Here is a 20,370-nt window from a genome sequence, read left to right on the forward strand (position 1 = left end):
TGGGTGCGTGGCGGGAACGCGGCTGATCGGCCGAGACCACCCGGCGGCGCTGCTGCGGGAGGCATTGCGCCGCACGGTGTCCAGTCACGGTGGGCTGGTGCTGGTGTCCGGCGAGGCGGGCATCGGGAAGACGACGCTGGTCACCGAGGTCGTCGGTGAGTTCGACGAGGGCGAGGTGCTGGTACTCACCGCGACGGCCTGGAGCGGCGACGGCACCCCCGGCTTCTGGCCCTGGGTGCAGGTGTTGCGCGGACTCCGGCGCGCCGCCACCCCTGAGCAGTGGGCCGCCGTCGACGACGCGCTGTCGTTCCTGATCGGTGAGGCGGAACAGCCGGACCCTGCGGCCGGGTCGCTGTTCCGGATCGGTGACGCGGTGACCGAGGCGCTCGTTACCGCCAGCGCGCTGCGGCCGGTGTTCGTGGTGATCGATGATCTGCACCGGGCCGATCCGGCATCGATCAGGTTGCTGGCTTTCGTCGCCCGGCATTCGTGGTTCGAGCGGCTGGCGATCGTCGGCACCGTGCGCGACACCGATATCGACGCAGCACTGCGAAAGGTGTTCGCGGAGTTACTGACCGCCGCAAGAACCATCGAGTTGACGGGTCTGCCGGTCGACGGGGTCGCGGCGCTGGTCGGCAGCGTGACGGGTGCGTACGCCGACGACGAGGTCGTGCACACGCTGCACAGCTTGTCCGGCGGTAACCCCTTCCTCATCGAGCAGGCCACGCGCCTGTGGCAGGCGGGCAATCCGCTCGACACCCTGGCTCCTGGTGTGCGGGAAACCCTCGACGCGCGTCTCGAACCGTTGCCTGCGACCGCGATTGACATCCTGACGACCGCCGCACTGGTCGGGCGCGAGTTCGCCGCGGCGGTGGTGGCGGCCAGTACCGGGTGCGAAATCGCCGTCGTGCAAGAACAATTGGCCGCAGCCGTGCGCGCCAGGCTGGTGACCCCACTCCCCAGCGACCGATTCATCTTCGTGCACGATCTGGTCCGCGAGACACTGCGCGCCCGGATCGGCGAGGCGGAGTCCCGTAAACGCCACGCCGCCATCCTCGCCGCGCTCGAGCAGCTGCCACGGGAGGTCTCCGGGGCGACCCCGCGCGACCTGGCGCAGCATGCCTACAACGCCGCCGACGCGATCGACGATGCCCGGACGCTGCGGTATCTGCTCGACGCGGCGGCCGACGCGTGCGGGCGGCTGGCCGCGGGCGAGGTCGCCGAGCACTATCGGCACGCGCTCACCCGCATTCCGGCGGATCAGGCCGATCTGCGTGGCACCGTCGGCCTCGGTTTGGCTGCGGCACAAAGTGATTCGGGTGACCTGGCCGCCGCGCGCCACACCTACGAGGCGTTGCTGACCGCCGCCGGGGCCCGCTCGGCGGCGGAGCTGTTCGCCAGGGCCGCGCTCGGGCTGCACATGCTCGGCATGCCCGATCCGGAACGGGAGGCACAGCGCGAGATCGAGATCATGGACCAGGCGCACCGGATGCTATTGGCCGAACGCCCGCCCACCGATCCCCTCGCCGTGCAGGTGCTGGCCGCCGCGACGCGCGTGCGGGTGCATACCGGGCATGCGTTACGCGACGCCACGGATCAGGCGAGTGCCGAAACGCTGCGCCTGGCCCGGGAATCCGGGGACGACGACGCACTCGCGGCGAGCCTGCTGGCCCGGCACGACGCGATCTGGCGGCCCGGTGCCGCAGGCGACCGACTGCCGCTGGCCGACGAGCTCGCCCGCGTCGGCCGCCGCATGCACCGCGACGAGCTCGAATTGCAGGGCCGCCTGTTGCGCTTCGCCGCGCTGCTGGAGCTCGGTGACCCGCGCGTGCACACCGAGTTGGCCGCGTTCCGCGCGCTGGCGGACCGGGCCCGCCATCCCCGGTTCCGTTTCATCGCGTTGTCGCGAACGGGTGCCCTGGCGATGGTGAGCGGCCGATTCGCCGACGCACGCACGGCCATCGACGACGCGTACGCCCTCGCGGAACGACTCGGCGAAGTCGATCGGGTGCCGCTCTGGCTCGAACAGCGTTGGGCCCTAGCCCTGTTCACGGGCGATCTCGCGGAGGCCGGTGCCTTCGTCGACCGTTATCGCGAGATGGCGGGCGAGTACGCGGCGATCGTGGACGTGATCACGGCGGCCCGGCGTGGTGATGTCGAGCGGGTTCGGCGCGGCGTCGGCGACCTTCCGGCGCTGTACGAGTTCTATCCCCGGCACTTCCACCCCGCCATCCTGATCGCGCAGGTGTATGCCGCGCTCGCCCTCGATGACGCTGATCTGCGAGCGGCGGTGCGCGCCAAGCTGGTTCCGCTGGCCGGATGGTGGGCGGTCGTCGCCGGTGGCGGCGCCGTCTACGGTCCGTACGCCTATTGGCTCGGGCGGGTGGCGGCGGCGGACGGGGACCTCGACGCCGCGGCCGAACATCTCACGGCCGCAGCGGATTCGGCACACCGGATGCGGGCGCAGCCGTGGGTCGAGGCCGCGCGGCACCACCTGCGGTTGATTTCACATCGGGAGCCACCGCCGGTCCGAGCCCCGGTACCGCCGCCGGACAACGAGTTCCGGTTCGACGGCGCGGTGTGGACGCTGCGGTTCGCCGATCGCACTGTCCATCTGCCCGACGCCAAAGGAATCCGGGATCTGCACGTGCTGCTCGCACATCCGGGACACGACATTCCGTCGCTGGAATTGTTCGGTGCACCCGACGCCGGAACCCAGCACGCGGCACAGTCGTTCGGCAGTGATCCCGTGCTCGACGACCGAGCCAAAGCCGAGTACCAGCGGCGACTCAGCACCCTCGACGCCGAGATCGATCGGGCCGTCGAGATCGGAAACGATGCTCGCGCTGTCGAACTCGACCAGGAACGGGCCGCATTGCTCGAGGAGCTACGCCGCACAGCGGGCCTGGCCGGACGCACCCGTCAGCTCGGCGACGACGCGGAGCGCGCCCGCAAATCCGTCTCCGCCCGGGTCCGCGACACGTTGCGCCGGGTCGATCGGCTGCACCCCGAACTCACCGAACACCTGCGCGCCGCCGTCTCTCTAGGCCTGCTCTGCCGGTATCAGCCCCACCGCGACATCCGCTGGCGGCTCTGATCTAGCGCCGCGAGATCCGATCTAGCGCCTTCCCAGTAGAGACCACACTCGGAAGGAGCACACCATGCACCAGATCGTCCCCAACCTCTGGGAGACCGAGACCCTCAGCCCGTTCCCCGGTCTGAACACCCACGCCTACCTCTGGACGACCCCCGAGGGAAATGTGTTGTTCTACAACACCACCTTCCCCGAGGACTTCGACAAGATGGCCGAGCTCGGCGGTGTCGCCCACCATTACCTGAGCCATCGCGACGAGATCACCTCGTCCCTGGCCACCGTCCGTGCACGCTTCGACGCAAAGCTGCACATCCACAAAGCAGACGCGGTCATGGTCACCGACACCCCCGTCGACGACGCCTTCGACACCCGCCACACCGCGATCGCCGGCCTCGAGGTGATCCCCACCCCCGGCCACACCCCCGGCAGCGCCTGCTACCTCGCCACCATCGACGGCAAACGTTACCTCTTCACCGGCGACACCCTCGTCCTCGGCGAAAACGGCAAGTGGTGGGCCGGCTACATCGAGGGCCACAGCGACCGCGACACCCTCCTCGCCACCCTCGACGCCCTCGCCCGACTCGAGCCGGACGTCATCGTCTCCAGCGCCTTCATGAGCGACAAGGGCGTCATCGAACTCGGCGACCGCGCATGGTCCGAGTGCGTCGCCGAAGCACGCGGCGGTCTGCTCGCCGATCCGCCGAAGGAGTAGACGCACGCGGCGGCCCCGCCGACGATGCGGGGCCGCCGCACCAGCCTTCCGGACGGCTCTCTTCGCCTACCGCGACGAGTTCGACGTCCTCGCGTGCGAAGCCGTACGACCGTCGGCTCGGCGGCACATTTCGGTCCAGTTTCAGGGTGCTGGCGCTGTACCGGTGTGGCTCGGCGGCGGATGCTCCTACTATGTCCTCCCTTGCGCCTGATGAGTTCTCGACCGAAGTCACCTATCTCAATACCGCCTCGTTCGGGCTGCCGTCCGCGCGTTCGCTGGTCGCCGTTCAGGAGGCGAGCGAGCGGTGGGCGGCGGGGCGAGGTGGTCCGATGTCGAACGACGTACTGGTGCCGAGGTTGCGGGAGGGGTTCGCACGTCTGCTGGCGGGTGCTACCCCGGACGACATCGCGCTCGGTGGCGCCGCTTCGCAGTTGATCGGGCCGATCGCGGTCGCGCTGCCGTCCGGGGCCGAGGTGCTGGTGGCCGAGGGTGAATTCGCCTCGGTCACCATGCCGTTCCTGCACCGGGGTGATCTCGCGGTGCGGGTGGTGCCGTTGGAGCGGCTGGCCGAGGAGGTGCGGCCGGAGACCGCGCTGGTCGCGGTGAGCGTGGTGCAGTCGGCGGACGGACGGATCACCGATCTGCCGACGCTGCGGGCCGCCACGCGGGCGCACAATGCCCGGCTGCTGGTGGATGCCACGCAGGCGGCGAGCTGGCTGCCGCTGAGCTTCGCCGACGCCGACTACTGGGTGTGCGCGACGTTCAAGTGGCTGATCGGCGCGCGCAGCGTGTCGTTCTTCGCCGCGGGACCCGAAGCGCTCGAGTCGATCCGGCCGGTCGGACCCGGTTGGTACGCGGCGGCCGACCCGTGGGCCGAGCTGTACAACCCGGTCGAGCTGCCGAAGACCACCCGGCGCTTCGATTCCACGCCCGATTGGCTGGGGGTGACTGCGGCGAGCGCGGGGCTCTCGCTGATCGAGGAGTTGACGCTCGAGAAGATCCACGCGCACAACCTCGCGCTGGCCGACCGCTTCCGCGCCGGACTGACCGAACTCGGCCTGCCGTTGGTGCCCACCCGTTCGCCGATCGTCAACCTTCCCGGTGCGGGCGATGCGGCAGGGCGCCTGGAGCAGGCCGATGTCATCACCTCCGCGCGCAATGGCGGGCTGCGGTTCGCTTTCCACCTGTACAACACCGCTGAGGAGGTCGACCGAGCGCTAGAGGTTCTTGCCGCCGAGTGACCTCAGGCCTGCACCGGAGCGGGCGCTGCCGCGGATGCCCACACCGCGTCGCGGCAGCGCTGCCTGGCCCGGCCGATCCCCTCGATCTCGACCTCCACCACGTCACCGTCGCGCAGGTACGGATAACGACCGGAAAGTGCCACGCCCGCAGGGGTTCCGGTGTTGATGATGTCGCCGGGTTCGAGCACCGCGTACTGGGACAGATGCCAGACCAGGTAGTCGACGCCGAAGATGAGGTCGGCGGTACTGGAGTCCTGACGGGGCTCGCCGTTCACGAAAGAACGCAAGCGCAGGTTGCCCGCATCGAGCCGGTCGCGCGGCACCAGCGCGGGGCCGAGCGGGTTGAAGGTCTCGCAGCACTTGCCTTTCGACCACTGGCCGCCCGACTGTTCGAGCTGGAACGCACGCTCGGAGACATCGTTCGAGATGGTGTACCCCGCAATGTGATTCGGCGCGTCTTCGACCGAGTCGAGATAGCGGGCCCGCCGGCCGATCACCACCGCGAGTTCCACCTCCCAGTCCGTTTTCGCGGAGTCGCGCGGGATCAGCACGTCGTCGTAGGGGCCGACCACCGTGTTCGGCGTCTTGAAGAACACGACGGGCGTCTGCGGCGGCGCCGAGCCCGATTCGGCGGCGTGCGCGGCGTAGTTCATGCCGACGCACCACAGCGCCTGCGGCCGCGCGATCGGGGCGCCGATGCGCTGTCCGGCGATGTCGATGCGGGGAAGCCGGTCCGCCGCAAGCGCTTCGGCGACGGCCGCGATGCCGCCCGCGGCGAGGAAGTCGCCGTCGATGTCGCCGGTGAGCGCGCGCAGGTCGTAGGCGTGCTCGCCGTCGACGACGATCGGCCGCTCCGCGCCCACTTCGCCGATACGCTGCAACTTCATTCGGGTTCTCCTTCGGTCATCCAGGTCGGTGCGAGCGGTAGTTGGTAAGTGCGCCAGGCGACTTCGGTCAGCACCTGGATGCGGTCGGCGGGCGCGAGGTGGGCGAGGGTGTCCAGCGTGGTCCGCCACACGGTCCGGTACGACGCGGCGGTGAGCGTGAACGGCCAGTCACCGCCGACCATCAGCCGTCCGGGACCGAATACCGCCAGTGCGTGGTCGACGTAGGGCTGCCACGCTTTCGCGCTGATCTCCGGGCCGGAAACCGTGGCCAGACCGGAGATCTTGGCGACCACATTCGGCTGCGCGGCCGCTTCGGTGAGCAGGTCGGCCCAAGGCTGCCAGTCACCGGTCGCGATCGGCGGTTTGCCCAGATGGTCCAGCACGATGGTCAGTTCGGGGTGTGCCCGCGCGATTACCGGCACCTGCGCGAGCAGATCAGGTCGTTCGGCGACCGCGTCGAAAACGAGCCCTGCCTCGGCCAGTTGCGCGAGACCCGCCGAAACCTCGGGCCGCAGCAACCATTTCGGGTCCGGATCGCGGTGGATCATGTGCCGGACGCCGACGAACTCGGGATGGGCGCGTAGCGCGGGCAGTTCGGCGGCGACGACCTCGGGCCGGTGCAGCGGCAGCCAGCCGACCACGGCCGCAGGGTGCGGCGTCGCCGTCGCGGCGGCCAGCAGCGCGCGATTCTCGGCCAGTGAATCGGCGGCCTGCACCAGCACGACCGCGCCGACCCCGTGCGCCGACAGCTCCGGCTCGATATCCGGTAGCGCGTAGTTTCGGTGCAAAACATCGGATGTTTCGGTCAGCCAGTCGTACTCGACGCCGAATTCTCCGCCGTCTACCCGCCAAACATGAACATGTGAGTCTACAGTCATCGGAGGCATACGTTCACATCCTCGAGGGCGAAGGAAACAGGTGTCGGTTACCGACGACGCGATAGCGAAGATCAAGGCGATGATCATCTCGGGCGATCTGGAGCCGGGCGCGCGACTGCCCCGCGAGGCGGACCTCGCCGCGCAGCTCGGCGTTTCGCGCAACTCGCTGCGGGAGGCGGTCCGCGCACTCTCGCTGGTCCGGATCCTGGACGTCCGGCAGGGCGACGGCACCTACGTGGCCAGCCTGGAGCCGAAGTCGCTGCTCGACGCGATGAGCTTCCTGCTCGAATTCCACCAGGACGACTCGGTTCTCGACATTCTCGCCATCCGGCGCATCCTCGAACCCGCCGCCACCGCACTCGCCGCACGCGCGATGCCCGAGGACCAGATCGCGCATCTGCGCACCCTGGTCGAGCCCGAGACGTCGTCGGTGACCGAGCTGGTGACGCTGGACCTCGAGTTCCACGCCGCCATCGCCGCCGCCTCCGGCAACAAAGTGCTTGCCTCCCTGCTGGAGTCGCTGTCGCTGCCGACCATGCGGGCCAGGATCTGGCGCGGCATCACCGAGGAGCGCGCGTTCGAGCGCACCGTTGCTGAGCACCGCGGCATCTGCGACGCGATCGCCGCCCACGATCCCGAACTCGCGCACGCCAGGGCCCTGGCCCATGTGGCGGGTGTCATGGAGTGGCTGCGCCGCGCCGCCGGCTGAGCGCTGACGGCCGATCACAGGCACCGGTCCAGTTCGTACCAGAGGTCTTCCGGCACTGTCGTATTCAGCATCGCGATGGTGTCTGCGACCTCCGCCGCAGTGCCCGCGCCGATGACAGTGGCGGCGACCGCCGGGTTGCGCCGGGCGAACTGCAATGCCGCCGCCCGCAGCGCGACATCGTATTTCGCGCAGATCCGCGCCATCGCCTGTGCCCGTTCGACGATCTGCTGCTGCGCGGGCCGATAGTCGAAAGTCGTTCTGTGCCAAGGATCAGCCAGAATTCCGCTGTTCAGCACACCGGCGACCAGCACGCGCACGTCCCGGCGGGCGCACTCCGGGAGTAGCTCGGCTTCGGCCCGCCGGTCCAGCAACGTATACCGGCCGGCGATCAGCACGTGGTCGATGCTGGTTTCCCGTACGAAGCGCAGTGCGACATCCGCGTCGTTGACGCCGACGCCGATCGCGGAGACGATCCCTGCGGCGCGCATCCGCGCCAATTCGGGCACTGCCTCGGCAAGGGCCTGCTCCTGGTAGTCGTCCGGGTCGTGGATCAGCAGCAGATCGACCCGATCCAGGCCGAGGCGCTCCAGCGAGTCCTCCAGTGAACGCCGCACGCCCGCAGCCGAATAGTCGCGGCAGCGTGCGCGTTTCGGTGCGCCGTAGAAGTCATCGACACCATCGGGTGCGAGCGGGTCCTCGTAGAGCAGCCGCCCCACTTTTGTCGATACCGTGTACTCGGAGCGCGACCGTAGGAACCGGCCGAGACGTTCCTCGCTGCTGCCCGCGCCGTAGTGTGGCGCGGTGTCGAAGGCGCGGATGCCCGCGTCCCACGCGGCCGCGATGCCCGCTTGGGCTTCGGCCTCGCCGACCGTGCGGAACAGGCCCGCGTAACCCGCGCCGCCGAGGACGATGTCGGCTACGTCATTCATCGGCGTCACCCGCCGGATTCAGCTCCCACACCACCGGCAGGGTCGCGGCGGCTCCCGTCGCCGAGTAGTCGTGCGTCCCTTCCAGGTACTCGTTGATCTGCAACTGCAACGCCACGTTGACAGGCAACTCAGCCAACTGGCTGAGCAGCAAATCATAGGCGGCACAGTCGATCACGTGGAACAGGTCGGTGCCACTGCGCCAAATCGTCCAGGAGGTGGCCCCGGCGTCCTTGATGGCCGCGACGAGTTCGGCCGGCACCGCCCGGTGTGCCGCCTCGTAAGCTGCCTCGGCCCCGGGTTTCAGCTTGGTGTGCAACGCGATTCGCACGCTCACTCCTGCCGTCGTCCGCTGGCGATGCGAGTGATCACCAGGGCCACCAGGATCAGCGCGCCGTTGATGAACTTGAGCGAGTCGGCGCTGACGCCACCGTAGGACAGCAGCTTTTGAATCAACGTCAGGATCAGCACACCGAAGAACGCGCCGAGCACCGAACCCCGCCCGCCGTTGAGCGCCACTCCGCCGATCACACAGGCGGCGAACACCTGGAAGATCATCCCGTCACCCTGGCTGACCTGCACGCTGGCGAACTGCCCCGAGTAGATGAGCCCGCCGACCGCGGCGAGCCCACCCGCCACGACCAGCACGGCGATAACGACGTGATCGGTGCGGATACCAGCGGCCCGCGCGGCGGCCTCGTTGCCACCGACGGCGTAGAGGGCACGGCCGGCCGTCGTATAGGTGAGGACGAAATAGCCGAGGGCAAACAAGGCCAGACAGACTGCCACGTCCACCGGCACGCCCACTATGTCGGTGTTGCCGAGCCATTCGACCGACGGCGGAATCTTGGTCAGCGTGAACCCTTCGGTGAGGAAGGTCAGCAGTCCGCGCAAGGCGATGAGCATCGCCAGGGTGACGATGAAGCCGTTCAAGCCGAACCGGACGATCAGCACGCCGTTGAGCGCGCCGACGGCGAGACCGACGAGCAGCGCGATTGGAATCGCCATCCACGGCGAGGTCCAGGTGTAGGCGCCCACCTTCGCGGTGCCCATGGTCGCCCAGATGGCGACGCCGGGAGCGAGCCCGAAGGTCGATTCCAGCGACAGGTCCATCCGGCCGACCACCAGCACCAGCACCTCGGCCAGCACGATGAGCGCGATTCCGCTCATCGCGGTCAGCACATTGGTGAGGTTGGCCGAGGAGACGAAGTTGCTGTTGATGAAGTAGCCGACCACCAGGACCAGCAGGATCGGCGGCACGAGCAGGAAGTCGCGTAGCGCACCCCAGCGCACCGTCCCCGGCCACCGCCGGGTCGCGGGGGACGCGCTGGTCGCGGGTTCGCGCCCGGTAGCGATCGGGATCATGACAGTCCTTCCATCGCGGCGACGAGTTCTTTGTCGCCCCAGCCTTTCTCGAATTCCCGCGCGATCCGGCCCTGCACCATCACCAGTACCCGGTCGCAGTCGCGCAGATCGTCGAGTTCGTCCGACACCACCAGGACGGCGGTGCCGCGGTCGGCGGCGTCGCGCACGACACCGCGCAGGGTTTCCTTCGACCGCACGTCGACACCCGCCGTCGGCGTGATCAGCACCAGCACGGCGGGGTCGGTGGCCAGCGCGCGAGCGAAGACCACCTTCTGCTGGTTGCCACCCGACAGCTCGGCGACGCTCTGGTCCGGGCCCTCGGTCTTGATGCCCAGGTCGCCGATGGCTTTGCCCGCCACCGCGTTCCGGGTGCGCCGGGACAGCAGCCCGAGGCGCCCCAGCCGGCGTGGCACGGTCAGCGTGGCGTTGTCGGCGACGCTCATCTCCGGGATCAGCCCCTCCTCGTGCCGGTCCCGCGGCACGAAGCCGATGCCGGCGTCGAGCGCGGCACGAACACCGTTGCGGTGCAGCCGGTTCCCGGAGACGAAGACGGAGCCGGTGGCCGCCTTGCGGAGTCCGACAATGGTTTCGGCGACCTCGATCCGGCCGCTGCTGCCACCACCCGCGAGGCCGGCGATCTCCCCCGGCCCGACCGACAACGTCACGTCGGCGAATTCGCCTGCCCGCGAGAGTCCGTCGACCCGCAGCGTCGGTGCGTCCGCAGCCACGGGATCGCGCCGCGCGGCCGGCGTCGCGAGTTCGACCGAATCGCCGGTCATCGCCGCGACGAGCGCCTTCTTGCCGAGCTCGGCGACCGGCGCGGTCACCACGTGTCTGGCGTCCCGGAAAACGGTGATGTCCTGGCAGATTTCGTAGGTCTCATCGAGGTGATGGGAGATGAACAGGAAGGTGACGCCCTGCTTTTGGAGGTCGGTGATCCTGCTGAACAATCGTTTGATCGCAGGTCCGTCGAGCTGGGCGGTCGGCTCGTCCAGGATGATGAAACGCGCACCGTGCGAGAGGGAACGCGCGATCTCCACCAGCTGCCGATGCTCGACGGACAGATCGCGGGCGACGGTGTCGACATCGACCGGCACCGACCAGGTGTCGAGCAGCTCGCGCGCCCGGCCACGGACTCTGCGCCAGTTGATGATTCGGCCGCCGAACCCCTGACTGTTGACGAACAGGTTCTCCGCCACCGACAGTTCGGGAATGATCGTCGACTTCTGATACACGCACGCCACCCGGGAGCGCCAGGCGTCCCGGTCGGCCGGCGAGGGCGCCGGAACTCCGTTGAACCGCACCTCCCCCGCGTCGGGCGTGGTGAGTCCGGTCAGGATCGATACCAGGGTCGATTTTCCGGCACCGTTGCGGCCGACCAGCGCGTGCGTCCGGCCCGCCGCCACCCGGAGCCCCACCTTGTCGAGCGCGATCACATTGCGGCCGAAGCGTTTCGACACGTCGATCGCCTCGGCGATCGGTTCGCCGGTCATCCGCCGTGACCCCACAGGCCGGGCGCGGAGGTACTCAGCGTGTCGAGTTCGCCTACCTTGCCGCCGGTTCGGGTGACCACCGGGGCGGGCAGCTGATCTTCGAGGGTCCCGCCGACGCCGGTGTCGATGATCGTGGACCCGTGGTCGGTGGGTCCCGGGGTGAACTTGCGGCCGTCGACGGCGGCCTTGGCATAGAAGGTCGCGTATTGCGCGTACAGGTCGGCGGGCTGGGAAATGGTGGCGTCGATCTCGCCGGCTTCGATGGCGTCCAGCTCGGCCTTGATGCCGTCGTTGGACACGATCGTGATGTGGCCCGGCGCACCGGCTTTCACCAGTTTGTCGCTGCGCCGCAGCAAAGCCAGGGTCGACTGCAGGAACACGCCGCCCGCCTGCATGTAGATGCCGTTGATGTCGGGATCGGTCAGTAGTTTGTCCTGGAGGCCCGAGACGGCCCGATCGCCCTTCCAGTCGGTCGGGATCTCGATCACCTTGATGCCTGGATACCGCGTCTTCATGCACTCGGCGAACGCTTCGGACCGATCGCGTCCGTTGATCGAACTCAGATCACCTTGGAATTCGACGACTTTGCCGGTGCCCTTCAAGGTTTCGCCGAGGTAGATACACGACTTGGTGCCGTAGGCGCGGTTGTCCGCCCGCACCACCATGTACACCCCGCCGCTGTCGGGCCGGGTGTCGACGCTGACCACCGGCACATTCTTGGCGGCCGCCGCGGCGAGGGCGGGCTTGACCGCGGCGGTGTCCTGCGGGGCCATGATGAGCGCCTTCACGTTCTTGGACAGCAAAGTGTCGACGTTCGACTTGAGCCGGTTGGCGTCGTTGTCGGAGGAGGTGTTCTCCAGCTTCACCCCCGCGGCAGCGGCTTTCGGTCCCAGATAACCCGCGTAGGCGCTCCAGAAGTCGGAGTCCGAGCGGGGTTGATCGGCACCGACGAGGACGCCGTTGTCCGCGCCGCTACCAACGGTGACGGCGGGTGCGCTGTCACCGGTGCCGGTGGGTTCCCTGGTACACGCGGCGCCCGCGGAAATGATCAGGGTCGCGCCGAGGGCTACGCCGATGATGCTGGCGGTTTTCATGAGTTCTCCTGCGGTTGGAACGAGCGGGCTTGCGGATCCGCCTGCCACGCGGCGCCGGACGGATAGGTGTAGTCGCGCAGCGACGCGGGTAGCATCTCGGCGCTGAAACCGGGCTCACGCGGTGCTAGATAACGGCCGCCGACCACGCGCACGGGATGACGGAAATGCTCGTGCAGGTGGTCCACGAACTCGATCGCGCGGTCCTCGGTGGTGCCGGTGATCGCCACGTAATCGATCATCGCGAGATGCTGGACCAGCTCACAGAGACCGACGCCGCCCGCGTGCGGCACCACCGGCACACCGAACTTGGCCGCCAGCAACAGGATTGCCAGGTTCTCGTTGACACCGGCGACCCTGGCCGCGTCGATCTGCACGAGGTCGACGGCCCCGGCCTGCAACAGCTGCTTGAACAAGATCCGGTTCTGCCCGTGCTCGCCGGTCGAGATGCGCACCGGCGCGACGCGGCGGCGGATCGCGGCGTGGCCGAGGATGTCGTCCGGGCTGGTCGGCTCCTCGATCCAGGCCGGATTCGCCGACGCGAGCCGGGAGATCCAGTCCACCGCGACGTCGACGTCCCAGCGCTGGTTCGCGTCGACCGCCAGTCCGATGTCGGGTCCGATCGCCTCCCTGGCGACCTTGACCCGGCGCACGTCCTCGTCCACGTCGCGGCCGACCTTGATCTTGATGGTGCCGAAACCGTCGGCCACCGCCTGCCTGGCCAGCCGGGCGAGCTTCTCGTCGGAGTAGCCGAGCCAGCCCGGCGAGGTCGTGTATGCCGGATACCCGGTGTCCAGTAGCCGAGCGATGCGCTCCTGCCTGCCCGGTTCGGCACGGCGCAGGATCGCCAGCGCCTCGCCGGGGGTGAGCGCATCGGTGAGGTAGCGGAAGTCGATGAGGTCGGCGATCTCCTCGGGGGACATCTCGGCGACCAACTGCCACACCGGTTTTCCGGCGAGTTTCGCTGCGAGATCCCAGGCGGCGTTGATCACGGCACCGACCGCCATGTGCATGACGCCCTTTTCCGGACCGAGCCAGCGCAGCTGGGAATCGGCGGTGAGGGATCTGGCGAATCCTCCGAGGTTCCCGGCGATTTCGGCCACCGATCGCCCGACTACCAAGTGCGCCAGCGATTCGATGGCGACGCGCTGCACATCATTACCGCGGCCGATGGTGAACGCGAAGCCGTGGCCCTGCGGGCCCGCCGGATCGTCGGTGCGCAGGATCACGTAGGCCGCCGAATAATCGGGGTCGGGATTCATCGCGTCCGAGCCGTCCAGCTCGCGCGAGGTCGGGAACCGGACGTCTAACGTGTCCAGCGCCGTGAGGTGCGCCATGGGTGATCCTCGTTCCAGATAGTGATCTGGGTCACGACTATACATCGGATGTCTGCTTGCGCAATGGGAGATGGAAAATCCGTCAATCCTGGTTGCGCAGTGGCAATCTCGCGCGAATACCCGCGATCGGTGTTATGTTCGCCAGTGTTAAACATCGGATCTGTCCGGGTCGAGCTATCGCACCGGAACCGAGGTGAGAAGGTGGGCGGTATGTCGGTAAAAAGCACGTTCGACGGGCTGGTAGCAGTGGTCACCGGTGGTGCGTCCGGCATCGGAATGGCCGTCACCGAGACCTTGGCGGCGGCAGGCGCGCGAGTGGCGGTGCTCGATCTGCACCCTGGCAACACCCCGGGGATCGCCCTGCGCTGCGATGTCGCCGATGACGAATCAGTCCGCAATGCCATCGCGGGCGTCGTCGACAAGTACGGCCGGCTCGACATCCTCGTCAACAACGCGGGCATCGGCGCACAGGGCACCATCGCCGACCACACCGACGACGAGTGGCGGCGGGTGTTCGAGGTCAATGTCCTGGGCACGGTGCGCGTTTCCCGCGCCGCGCTCCCCCACCTGCGCCGGTCACCGGCCGCCGCGATCGTGAACATCTGCTCGATCGCGGCCACCACCGGGCTGCCGGATCGCGCCGTCTACAGCGCGAGCAAAGGGGCGATCCTGTCGCTGACGCGCGCGATGGCCGCCGACCACCTCCACGACGGCATCCGAGTGAACTGCGTCAATCCGGGGACCGTCGACACGCCCTGGGTGCAGCGGCTGCTGGCGAGCAGCGCGGATCCCGGCGCGGAAATGGCCGCGCTGCAAGCACGGCAGCCGCACGGGCGTCTCGTCACCGCCGCGGAAGTCGCGAGCGCGGTGGCGTATCTGGCCGGACCGGCGGCGTCGTCCATCACCGCAACGATGCTGGAGGTCGACGGCGGCATGCATTCACTACGCCTGCGGGCGGCGGCACAGGTCGCTGGGGCGCACCGATGACCGCGCGCCGGGTGCCCCGACCGCGAGACCTCGCACCGCTGGTCAAATTCGAGCGGCCGTTCGGCGGCCGGGAGCGCAAACTGGCTCGCGCACAGACGATCTGGGACGTGCGTGAGCTGGCCCGCAAACGTACTCCCAAGGTCGCGTTCGATTACACCGACGGCGCGGCCGATGCGGAGATCAGCCTCGCCCGCGCCCGGGAGGCGTTCGCCGACATCGAGTTCCGGCCCGCGATCCTGCGCGACGTCAGCAGTGCCGACACCACGGTTCAGGTACTCGGTAAAACGGCCGCGCTGCCCTTCGGTATCGCGCCGACCGGGTTCACCAGGATGATGCACACGGCGGGCGAGCTGGCGGGGGCGCGCGCCGCCGAACGCGCGGGCATCCCGTTCACGCTGTCCACCATGGGGACGACCGCCATCGAGGATGTCGCCGCGGGCACCGGACCGAACGCGCGCCATTGGTTTCAGCTGTACATGTGGACCGATCGAGACCGTTCCCTGGCGCTGGTCGAGCGCGCCGCACGGGCCGGCTTCGACACGCTCGTCGTCACGGTCGATGTGCCGGTAGCGGGGGCCCGGCTGCGCGACGTCCGCAACGGCATGACGGTGCCGCCCTCGATCACGCTGAGCGGCGCGGTGGATGCGCTGCGCAGGCCATGGTGGTGGTGGGACCTCCTCACCACCGAACCGTTGGCCTTCGCATCGCTGGACCGCTGGTCGGGGACGGTCGCCGAGCTGCTCGATGCCATGTTCGACCCGACCGTCGGCTTCGATGATCTGGCCTGGATCAGGGCGCAATGGCCGGGCAAGCTGCTGGTGAAGGGCGTGCAGACGGTCGATGACGCCAAACGCCTGGCCGGGCTCGGCGTCGACGGCATCATCCTGTCGAATCACGGTGGGCGGCAATTGGATCGCGCACCGGTACCGCTGCACCTGCTGCCCGCGGTGGTGCGCGAGGTGGGCGATGACCTGGAAGTCCACCTCGACACCGGCATCATGCACGGCGCCGACATCGTCGCCGCTCTCGCACACGGCGCGCGGTTCACCCTCGTCGGCCGGGCCTACCTGTACGGGCTGATGGCCGGCGGCGAGGCGGGCGTGGACCGCACGATCGAGATTCTCCGTACCCAGATCGTGCGGACCATGAAGCTGCTCGGCGTCGGCTCGGTCGAGGAGCTCGAGCCGGGGCATGTGCGCCTGCTCGAGCGGTACCGCCCGCGAGAATAGGGTTAGCGCTGTGCGGGTTTCGTGATCAGCGGCAGATCCAAGGCGGTCAGGATTCCGGCGGGCGCTCGAACTACGGCGGGGATCGCGTTGACGATGCGCATGGCGGTGGCGAGCAGGGTGGCGTGGTTGTGGTCGCCGTTGCGGCTCGACGTGACCAGATCCATTGCGTAACTGGGTTCGCCGGTGATCTCGACCCGATACGAGCCCTCGTGGTGGGCCGGTTGCGGCCAGTCCGGGCAGAGGTCGGGGTGCAGCCGGGTGACGTGCTCCAGGACCGTGACGGGCTCTGCGCCGACCATGCCGCGCACCTCGAAACGCAGGGCAGCTGCGGTGCCCTCGGCGATGTGGCCGGTGGCGATGTCGAAGGAGCGGTCGGCCGGAATCCGCTGGTAGGTCTCGGTGACCGCGTCGAGAGTGACACCGATGCCCGCGGCGAGCTGGCGCACGGTGCCGCCCCAGGCGAGCGACAACACACCGGGCTGGAGCAGCATCGGGATGTCGTCCAGTGGTTTACCGAAACCCATGATGTCGAACATGACTTCGCGGTTGTCGTAGCTGGCGTAGTCCACGATCTCTATGCAGCGCAGCTGATCGATGCGCAGGCAGGTGCCCGCGAGCGCCAGCGGCAGTAGGTCGTTTGCGAAACCCGGATCGATGCCATTGACCCACAGCGACGCATTGCCTTGTGCCGCAGCCTCTTGCACCGGCTTCAGCAGATCGTCGGGCAGGACGCCGTAGGGGTATTGGAAGAACACCGGGGCGCAGGCGACGACATTGATTCCGGCGCTGAGGATTCGCCGCAGGTCGGCGAGGGCCTCCATCAGACGGTTGTCGGTCATCGAGCAGTAGACGACGCAGTCGGGTCGGGCCGCGAGGATCGCGTCGGTATCCATCGATGCGGCGACGCCTACCGGATCATCCAGTCCCGCAAGGGTTCCCGCGTCGATACCGTCCTTGGCCGGGCCCGATACCCAGACGCCGGCCAGCTCGAGGTCGGGGTTGGCGATGACACCTGCCAGGGCATGTTTGCCGACATTGCCGGTGCCCCACTGCACTACGCGATAGGTCATGTCACAGGTCCCCGATCGGGAGGTCGAGGTTGGGGGCGATCAGGCCGCCGTCGGGTTCGAGCACCTTGCCGGTGAGGTACTTGCCCGCCGGGGAGACCAGGTAGAGCGCGGCTGCGGCAATGTCTTCGGGTTCACCGAGGCGGTGCAGCGGCGTCTTGGTTTCGAGTTCGGTACGCATCGCATCGTTGCTCGCGACGATCTCCAGCGCTGAGGTCAGGATCGAGCCGGGGGCAATGGCATTCACCCGGATGCGCGGGTTCAGGTCCAGTGCAGCGAGTTTGGTGTAGTGCGCCAACGCGGCTTTGGCGGTGCCGTACGCCGCGAACGCGCGGCCGGGCAACCGGCCCATGGTCGAGGTGACGTTGAGAATCGAACCGCCACCGGCGGTTTCGAGGATGTGCGGCACCGCCGCGCGGACGAGTGCGTGCGCGTTGGTGACATTGAAGTTGAACGCGTCCACCAGGGCCTGCGGGGTGGTGTCGAGCAGGGGGCACGGCATCGCGCCGCCGACATTGTTGACCACGATGTCCAACCGGCCGAAGCGCTCCACCGCGATACCGGCCAGTGCCGCGGTCGCCTCGATATCGCTCAGGTCCGCCGGGACCACATGCGCCTGGCGTCCAGCTGCGGTCACCCTTGCGGCTACCTCGTCCAATTGACTCTTGGTGCGCGAGGCGATGACGACGTCCGCGCCAGCCTCCGCGAAGGCGACCGCAATCGCGGCACCCAGGCCACGGCCTGCACCGGTCACCACGGCGACCTGTCCGTCTATGCGGAATCGATCCAGAATCATTCGCGCTCCATCCGCGCCGTAGACAACTCCCGCCGATCCCATCGGCCAGGCGTCGAATATTCGACGACTAATGCTCTAATATTCGACACATCGTAGGTCGCCCAACCGAGCAGAACAAGAGGTTCCGTCATGCCGGACCGCTCGACGTCACCGCCGACGCGCCGCGTCATCGACATCGTTTCGCTGCTCGCGACGTCGACCGAGCCGATCAGCGTCGCCGGGATCGCCGAACGGCTCGACATCGCCCGCGCCACCGCCACCGCGATCCTCACCGAGCTCGACGCGGCCGGTTGGGTCGGCCGGGATCCCCATCGCGGCTATGCAATCGGCCCGGCCCTGGCCGGCCTGCACGGTGCGGCGCTCCCCTCCGGCGTCGGCACGGTGCTCGCGGAACTCGCCGAACGGACCGGATCGGGTGCGACGTTCAGTCGCATCGAGCCCGATCGCCTGACCGTTCTCGACGTCCGGCACGGCACGCACCGCGTGGTCCCCGGAATACCGGTCGGGCATCGCATTCCGTTGCAGTTCCCGGCCGGGGCGAGTGTGATGCCCTGGCGTTCAGCGAGCGAACAGAATGCCTGGACCGCGACCGCCGCCGGTGCGGACCGGCGCACCGCGAGCACGTTGCTCGCCGTCGTCCGGGAACGCGGAGTCGCGGTCTTCCGGCCACGCGCCGATGACGCGGGCCTAGTCGACCTGCTGGCCGATCTGCTCGGCGCCGTGGGATCCGACCTACTGCAACCACATCTGCGCACGCGCGCACTCCGCCAGCTCGCGGCACTCACGTCGCGGCCGTTCACCAGGAGTGAATTGGACTCCGATGATGCGCTGGCATTGAGTTATCTGGCGGCCCCGGTCTTCGATGCCACCGGTACCGCCGCCTACGAGGTGCAGCTCGGACCGCTACGCGCGGAGGTAGCCAAACCTGAACGCGATGAATATATTTCGGCGACCCTCGATGCGGCGAGGCAGCTGACTGCGGCTCTTTCTGGTGCTCCACACCGCTGACCCATGTGCCGGTGGCGTTCGTGGACTGCCCTATCGTTGCAGAACAGACACTGGGACGGAGGTGACGGCATCGGTAATCAGAATCGGCGGAAGCGGTCGGGTCGTCGACCGGAGAGTGGTCCGTCCGGCGGCGCGGGTTTCTGGTCTGCGCAGGGGTCCGCAGCGCCGGCGGATGCGGAGCAGATCGCCAATGCGGTGATGGCTGCCGCCATGGAGTTCGCGCAAGGCGTTGCGACTGCTGCGCAGCGTTGCGCGACCGCGCTGGTCGGGCGTGGGGCGTTGACGCCGCAGGTGGAGCACGGTGCGCACCTTGCAGGGCAGCACATCATCTCGCGGATCTTTCAGTACGGCTGGCTGCCCGAGGACGTGCACCAGGCGGCGCGGCGGCATCTCGACGAGTATGCGGTAGCGCTGCTGACCGATGTGATCGCCGGGTACATGCGCCCGTTCGCCGCCGCGTCGGTAGACGAGACGTGGCGTGCGCAGCTCGAGGAGCTCGATGCGGCGGTGTGGTGGTCGGAGTCCGCTCCGCACCTCGGCCAATGGGCGGTGAAGCATCTGCTGACCGCGGAGGAAGCGCTCACCACCGTGGTCGAGGCGTTGGCGCTGTTGATCCGGCTGCCGAAGTTGGAGCTCATCCGCCCGCTGCCCGGGACCGCGCGACCGAGTGCCGCGGGTCATCACCATGTGGACGAGAAGATACTGAGTCGGGTGCGGGGGTTGCTGGCGAAAGCCGAGTCGACATCGTTTCCGGAAGAGGCGGAGACGCTGTCGGCGAAAGCACAGGAGTTGATGACCAAGTACGCGGTGGACCGCGTGCTGGTCGACACGGACGCCTCCGTACCGGATCTGCCTGGTGCCCGCCGGATTTGGCTGGATACGCCGTACGTCGACGCCAAGGCGTTGTTGGTCGATGTGGTCACCAAAGCCAATCGTTGCCGGGCGATCTTCTCGTCGGCCTGGGGATTCATGACGGTCGTCGGAGACGAGAACGATCTGGATGTCGTAGAGCTGTTGACGACTTCATTGCTCGTACAAGCGACCAGAGCAATGATCGCCAGCGGTAACCAGGCTGAGCGCAGCGCCGACTCACGGAGTCGTTCGTACCGGAAATCGTTCCTCATCGCCTATGCCACGCGGATCGGTGAGCGGTTGGCAGTTGCGAACGAGAGCACTATCGCCACCTCAGCGGATTCCGCGCGGTTACTGCCGGTGCTCGCTTCCCGTCAGTTGCAGGTGGACAAAGCATTCGATTCGCTGTTCCCGGAAGTCCGGAATCGCGGTGTCTCCATTCCCAATGCGAACGGCTGGGATGATGGACGCGCAGCGGCCGAGACCGCCGAACTCGGAGCCCGCCGCCCCCTTCGGAAGTAACTCAAGCCGCCTTCACCGCTGTTCAGTCCGGCGCTCAGCCGCACTCTCTCTCTGGAAACGCACTGACTCTGGACCCCTGCAATCGGTACGAATCCCGAGACAGGGTGCGGATTTTCGCGTGGGTGGTCTGGAAACGACGAAAGCCCCCCAGCTGTGCTGGGGGGCTTTCGTGAAGG

18 protein-coding genes are annotated in these 20,370 nt (G+C 68.2%); 8 read left to right on the forward strand and 10 right to left on the reverse strand.

What is annotated here, in order from left to right; translation table 11 throughout:
- The first annotated feature begins 7 nt into the window (after positions 1-7).
- From NN4_RS36755 to NN4_RS36765, 3 genes are all read left to right on the forward strand, one after another.
- Positions 8-3,097, forward strand: coding sequence for an ATP-binding protein (locus NN4_RS36755; protein WP_147140830.1), 3,090 nt, complete (start codon positions 8-10; stop codon positions 3,095-3,097).
- Between the two features lie 64 nt (positions 3,098-3,161).
- A complete protein-coding gene (locus NN4_RS36760) occupies positions 3,162-3,806 on the forward strand; it encodes an MBL fold metallo-hydrolase (protein ID WP_147140832.1) in 645 nt (214 codons plus the stop codon).
- Between the two features lie 191 nt (positions 3,807-3,997).
- On the forward strand, positions 3,998-5,047 hold the full coding sequence (locus tag NN4_RS36765) for an aminotransferase class V-fold PLP-dependent enzyme (protein ID WP_147140834.1): 1,050 nt from the start codon (positions 3,998-4,000) through the stop codon (positions 5,045-5,047).
- A 2-nt stretch (positions 5,048-5,049) separates the two neighbouring features.
- Here NN4_RS36765 and NN4_RS36770 read toward each other — a convergent pair whose 3' ends face one another.
- Both NN4_RS36770 and NN4_RS36775 read right to left on the reverse strand, forming a co-directional pair.
- Positions 5,050-5,934: a fumarylacetoacetate hydrolase family protein gene (locus tag NN4_RS36770; protein ID WP_147140837.1), complete on the reverse strand. Its 885-nt coding sequence runs from the start codon at positions 5,932-5,934 to the stop codon at positions 5,050-5,052.
- Positions 5,931-6,812 (reverse strand): amidohydrolase family protein, encoded by an 882-nt coding sequence (locus NN4_RS36775; protein ID WP_147140839.1) that lies wholly within the window; start codon positions 6,810-6,812, stop codon positions 5,931-5,933. The genes NN4_RS36770 and NN4_RS36775 overlap by 4 nt, the downstream gene beginning before the upstream one ends.
- Positions 6,813-6,852: 40 nt before the next feature.
- Here NN4_RS36775 and NN4_RS36780 point away from each other — a divergent pair, with 40 nt between their 5' ends.
- Entirely contained in the window at positions 6,853-7,521 is a 669-nt protein-coding gene (locus tag NN4_RS36780) for a FadR/GntR family transcriptional regulator (RefSeq protein ID WP_147140841.1), read from the forward strand.
- 14 nt (positions 7,522-7,535) lie between these two features.
- Here NN4_RS36780 and NN4_RS36785 read toward each other — a convergent pair whose 3' ends face one another.
- The 6 genes from NN4_RS36785 to NN4_RS36810 are packed head-to-tail and all read right to left on the reverse strand — an operon-like array spanning position 7,536 to position 13,733.
- On the reverse strand, positions 7,536-8,450 hold the full coding sequence (locus tag NN4_RS36785; protein WP_147140842.1) for an aldo/keto reductase: 915 nt from the start codon (positions 8,448-8,450) through the stop codon (positions 7,536-7,538).
- Positions 8,443-8,778: an L-rhamnose mutarotase gene (locus tag NN4_RS36790; protein ID WP_147140844.1), complete on the reverse strand. Its 336-nt coding sequence runs from the start codon at positions 8,776-8,778 to the stop codon at positions 8,443-8,445. Before NN4_RS36790 ends, NN4_RS36785 begins: the two co-directional genes overlap by 8 nt.
- Before the next feature lie 2 nt (positions 8,779-8,780).
- Positions 8,781-9,812 (reverse strand): ABC transporter permease, encoded by a 1,032-nt coding sequence (locus tag NN4_RS36795; protein ID WP_147140846.1) that lies wholly within the window; start codon positions 9,810-9,812, stop codon positions 8,781-8,783.
- The gene (locus tag NN4_RS36800) at positions 9,809-11,305 is read right to left on the reverse strand and encodes a sugar ABC transporter ATP-binding protein (RefSeq protein WP_147140847.1); all 1,497 of its coding nucleotides are present in this window, start codon (positions 11,303-11,305) and stop codon (positions 9,809-9,811) included. Before NN4_RS36800 ends, NN4_RS36795 begins: the two co-directional genes overlap by 4 nt.
- Positions 11,302-12,399, reverse strand: coding sequence for a sugar ABC transporter substrate-binding protein (locus tag NN4_RS36805; protein WP_147140849.1), 1,098 nt, complete (start codon positions 12,397-12,399; stop codon positions 11,302-11,304). Before NN4_RS36805 ends, NN4_RS36800 begins: the two co-directional genes overlap by 4 nt.
- On the reverse strand, positions 12,396-13,733 hold the full coding sequence (locus tag NN4_RS36810) for an L-fuconate dehydratase (protein WP_147140851.1): 1,338 nt from the start codon (positions 13,731-13,733) through the stop codon (positions 12,396-12,398). Before NN4_RS36810 ends, NN4_RS36805 begins: the two co-directional genes overlap by 4 nt.
- A gap of 210 nt (positions 13,734-13,943) precedes the next feature.
- On the opposite strand from NN4_RS36810, the gene NN4_RS36815 reads away from it, so the two are divergent.
- Positions 13,944-14,720: an SDR family NAD(P)-dependent oxidoreductase gene (locus NN4_RS36815; RefSeq protein ID WP_147140854.1), complete on the forward strand. Its 777-nt coding sequence runs from the start codon at positions 13,944-13,946 to the stop codon at positions 14,718-14,720.
- Positions 14,717-15,949 (forward strand): alpha-hydroxy acid oxidase, encoded by a 1,233-nt coding sequence (locus tag NN4_RS36820; RefSeq protein ID WP_147140855.1) that lies wholly within the window; start codon positions 14,717-14,719, stop codon positions 15,947-15,949. Before NN4_RS36815 ends, NN4_RS36820 begins: the two co-directional genes overlap by 4 nt.
- 2 nt (positions 15,950-15,951) lie before the next feature.
- Here the strand turns inward: NN4_RS36820 and NN4_RS36825 are convergent, their stop codons facing one another.
- On the reverse strand, positions 15,952-17,019 hold the full coding sequence (locus tag NN4_RS36825) for an NAD(P)H-dependent amine dehydrogenase family protein (RefSeq protein WP_147140857.1): 1,068 nt from the start codon (positions 17,017-17,019) through the stop codon (positions 15,952-15,954).
- A gap of 1 nt (position 17,020) precedes the next feature.
- Complete coding sequence (locus NN4_RS36830; protein WP_147140858.1) at positions 17,021-17,812, reverse strand: SDR family oxidoreductase; 792 nt, start codon at positions 17,810-17,812, stop codon at positions 17,021-17,023.
- A gap of 129 nt (positions 17,813-17,941) precedes the next feature.
- Between NN4_RS36830 and NN4_RS36835 the strand changes: the two genes are divergently transcribed.
- Entirely contained in the window at positions 17,942-18,820 is an 879-nt protein-coding gene (locus NN4_RS36835; RefSeq protein WP_147140859.1) for a helix-turn-helix domain-containing protein, read from the forward strand.
- Positions 18,821-19,018: 198 nt separating this feature from the next.
- Complete coding sequence (locus NN4_RS36840) at positions 19,019-20,194, forward strand: DUF2786 domain-containing protein (protein WP_147140861.1); 1,176 nt, start codon at positions 19,019-19,021, stop codon at positions 20,192-20,194.
- Positions 20,195-20,370 lie beyond the last annotated feature (176 nt).

This window comes from Nocardia ninae NBRC 108245 (genome assembly GCF_007990755.1).
GTDB classification, from domain to species: Bacteria; Actinomycetota; Actinomycetes; order Mycobacteriales; family Mycobacteriaceae; genus Nocardia; species Nocardia ninae.

Coding starts and splice junctions, on each gene's coding strand:
- NN4_RS36760 (WP_147140832.1), top strand. CDS start 3,162: ATGCACCAGATCGTCCCCAACCTCTGGGAGACCGAGACCCTCAGCCCG.
- NN4_RS36765 (WP_147140834.1), top strand. CDS start 3,998: ATGTCCTCCCTTGCGCCTGATGAGTTCTCGACCGAAGTCACCTATCTC.
- NN4_RS36770 (WP_147140837.1), bottom strand. CDS start 5,934: ATGAAGTTGCAGCGTATCGGCGAAGTGGGCGCGGAGCGGCCGATCGTC.
- NN4_RS36775 (WP_147140839.1), bottom strand. CDS start 6,812: ATGACTGTAGACTCACATGTTCATGTTTGGCGGGTAGACGGCGGAGAA.
- NN4_RS36785 (WP_147140842.1), bottom strand. CDS start 8,450: ATGAATGACGTAGCCGACATCGTCCTCGGCGGCGCGGGTTACGCGGGC.
- NN4_RS36795 (WP_147140846.1), bottom strand. CDS start 9,812: ATGATCCCGATCGCTACCGGGCGCGAACCCGCGACCAGCGCGTCCCCC.
- NN4_RS36800 (WP_147140847.1), bottom strand. CDS start 11,305: ATGACCGGCGAACCGATCGCCGAGGCGATCGACGTGTCGAAACGCTTC.
- NN4_RS36805 (WP_147140849.1), bottom strand. CDS start 12,399: ATGAAAACCGCCAGCATCATCGGCGTAGCCCTCGGCGCGACCCTGATC.
- NN4_RS36810 (WP_147140851.1), bottom strand. CDS start 13,733: ATGGCGCACCTCACGGCGCTGGACACGTTAGACGTCCGGTTCCCGACC.
- NN4_RS36815 (WP_147140854.1), top strand. CDS start 13,944: ATGTCGGTAAAAAGCACGTTCGACGGGCTGGTAGCAGTGGTCACCGGT.
- NN4_RS36820 (WP_147140855.1), top strand. CDS start 14,717: ATGACCGCGCGCCGGGTGCCCCGACCGCGAGACCTCGCACCGCTGGTC.
- NN4_RS36825 (WP_147140857.1), bottom strand. CDS start 17,019: ATGACCTATCGCGTAGTGCAGTGGGGCACCGGCAATGTCGGCAAACAT.
- NN4_RS36830 (WP_147140858.1), bottom strand. CDS start 17,812: ATGATTCTGGATCGATTCCGCATAGACGGACAGGTCGCCGTGGTGACC.
- NN4_RS36835 (WP_147140859.1), top strand. CDS start 17,942: ATGCCGGACCGCTCGACGTCACCGCCGACGCGCCGCGTCATCGACATC.
- NN4_RS36840 (WP_147140861.1), top strand. CDS start 19,019: ATGGCTGCCGCCATGGAGTTCGCGCAAGGCGTTGCGACTGCTGCGCAG.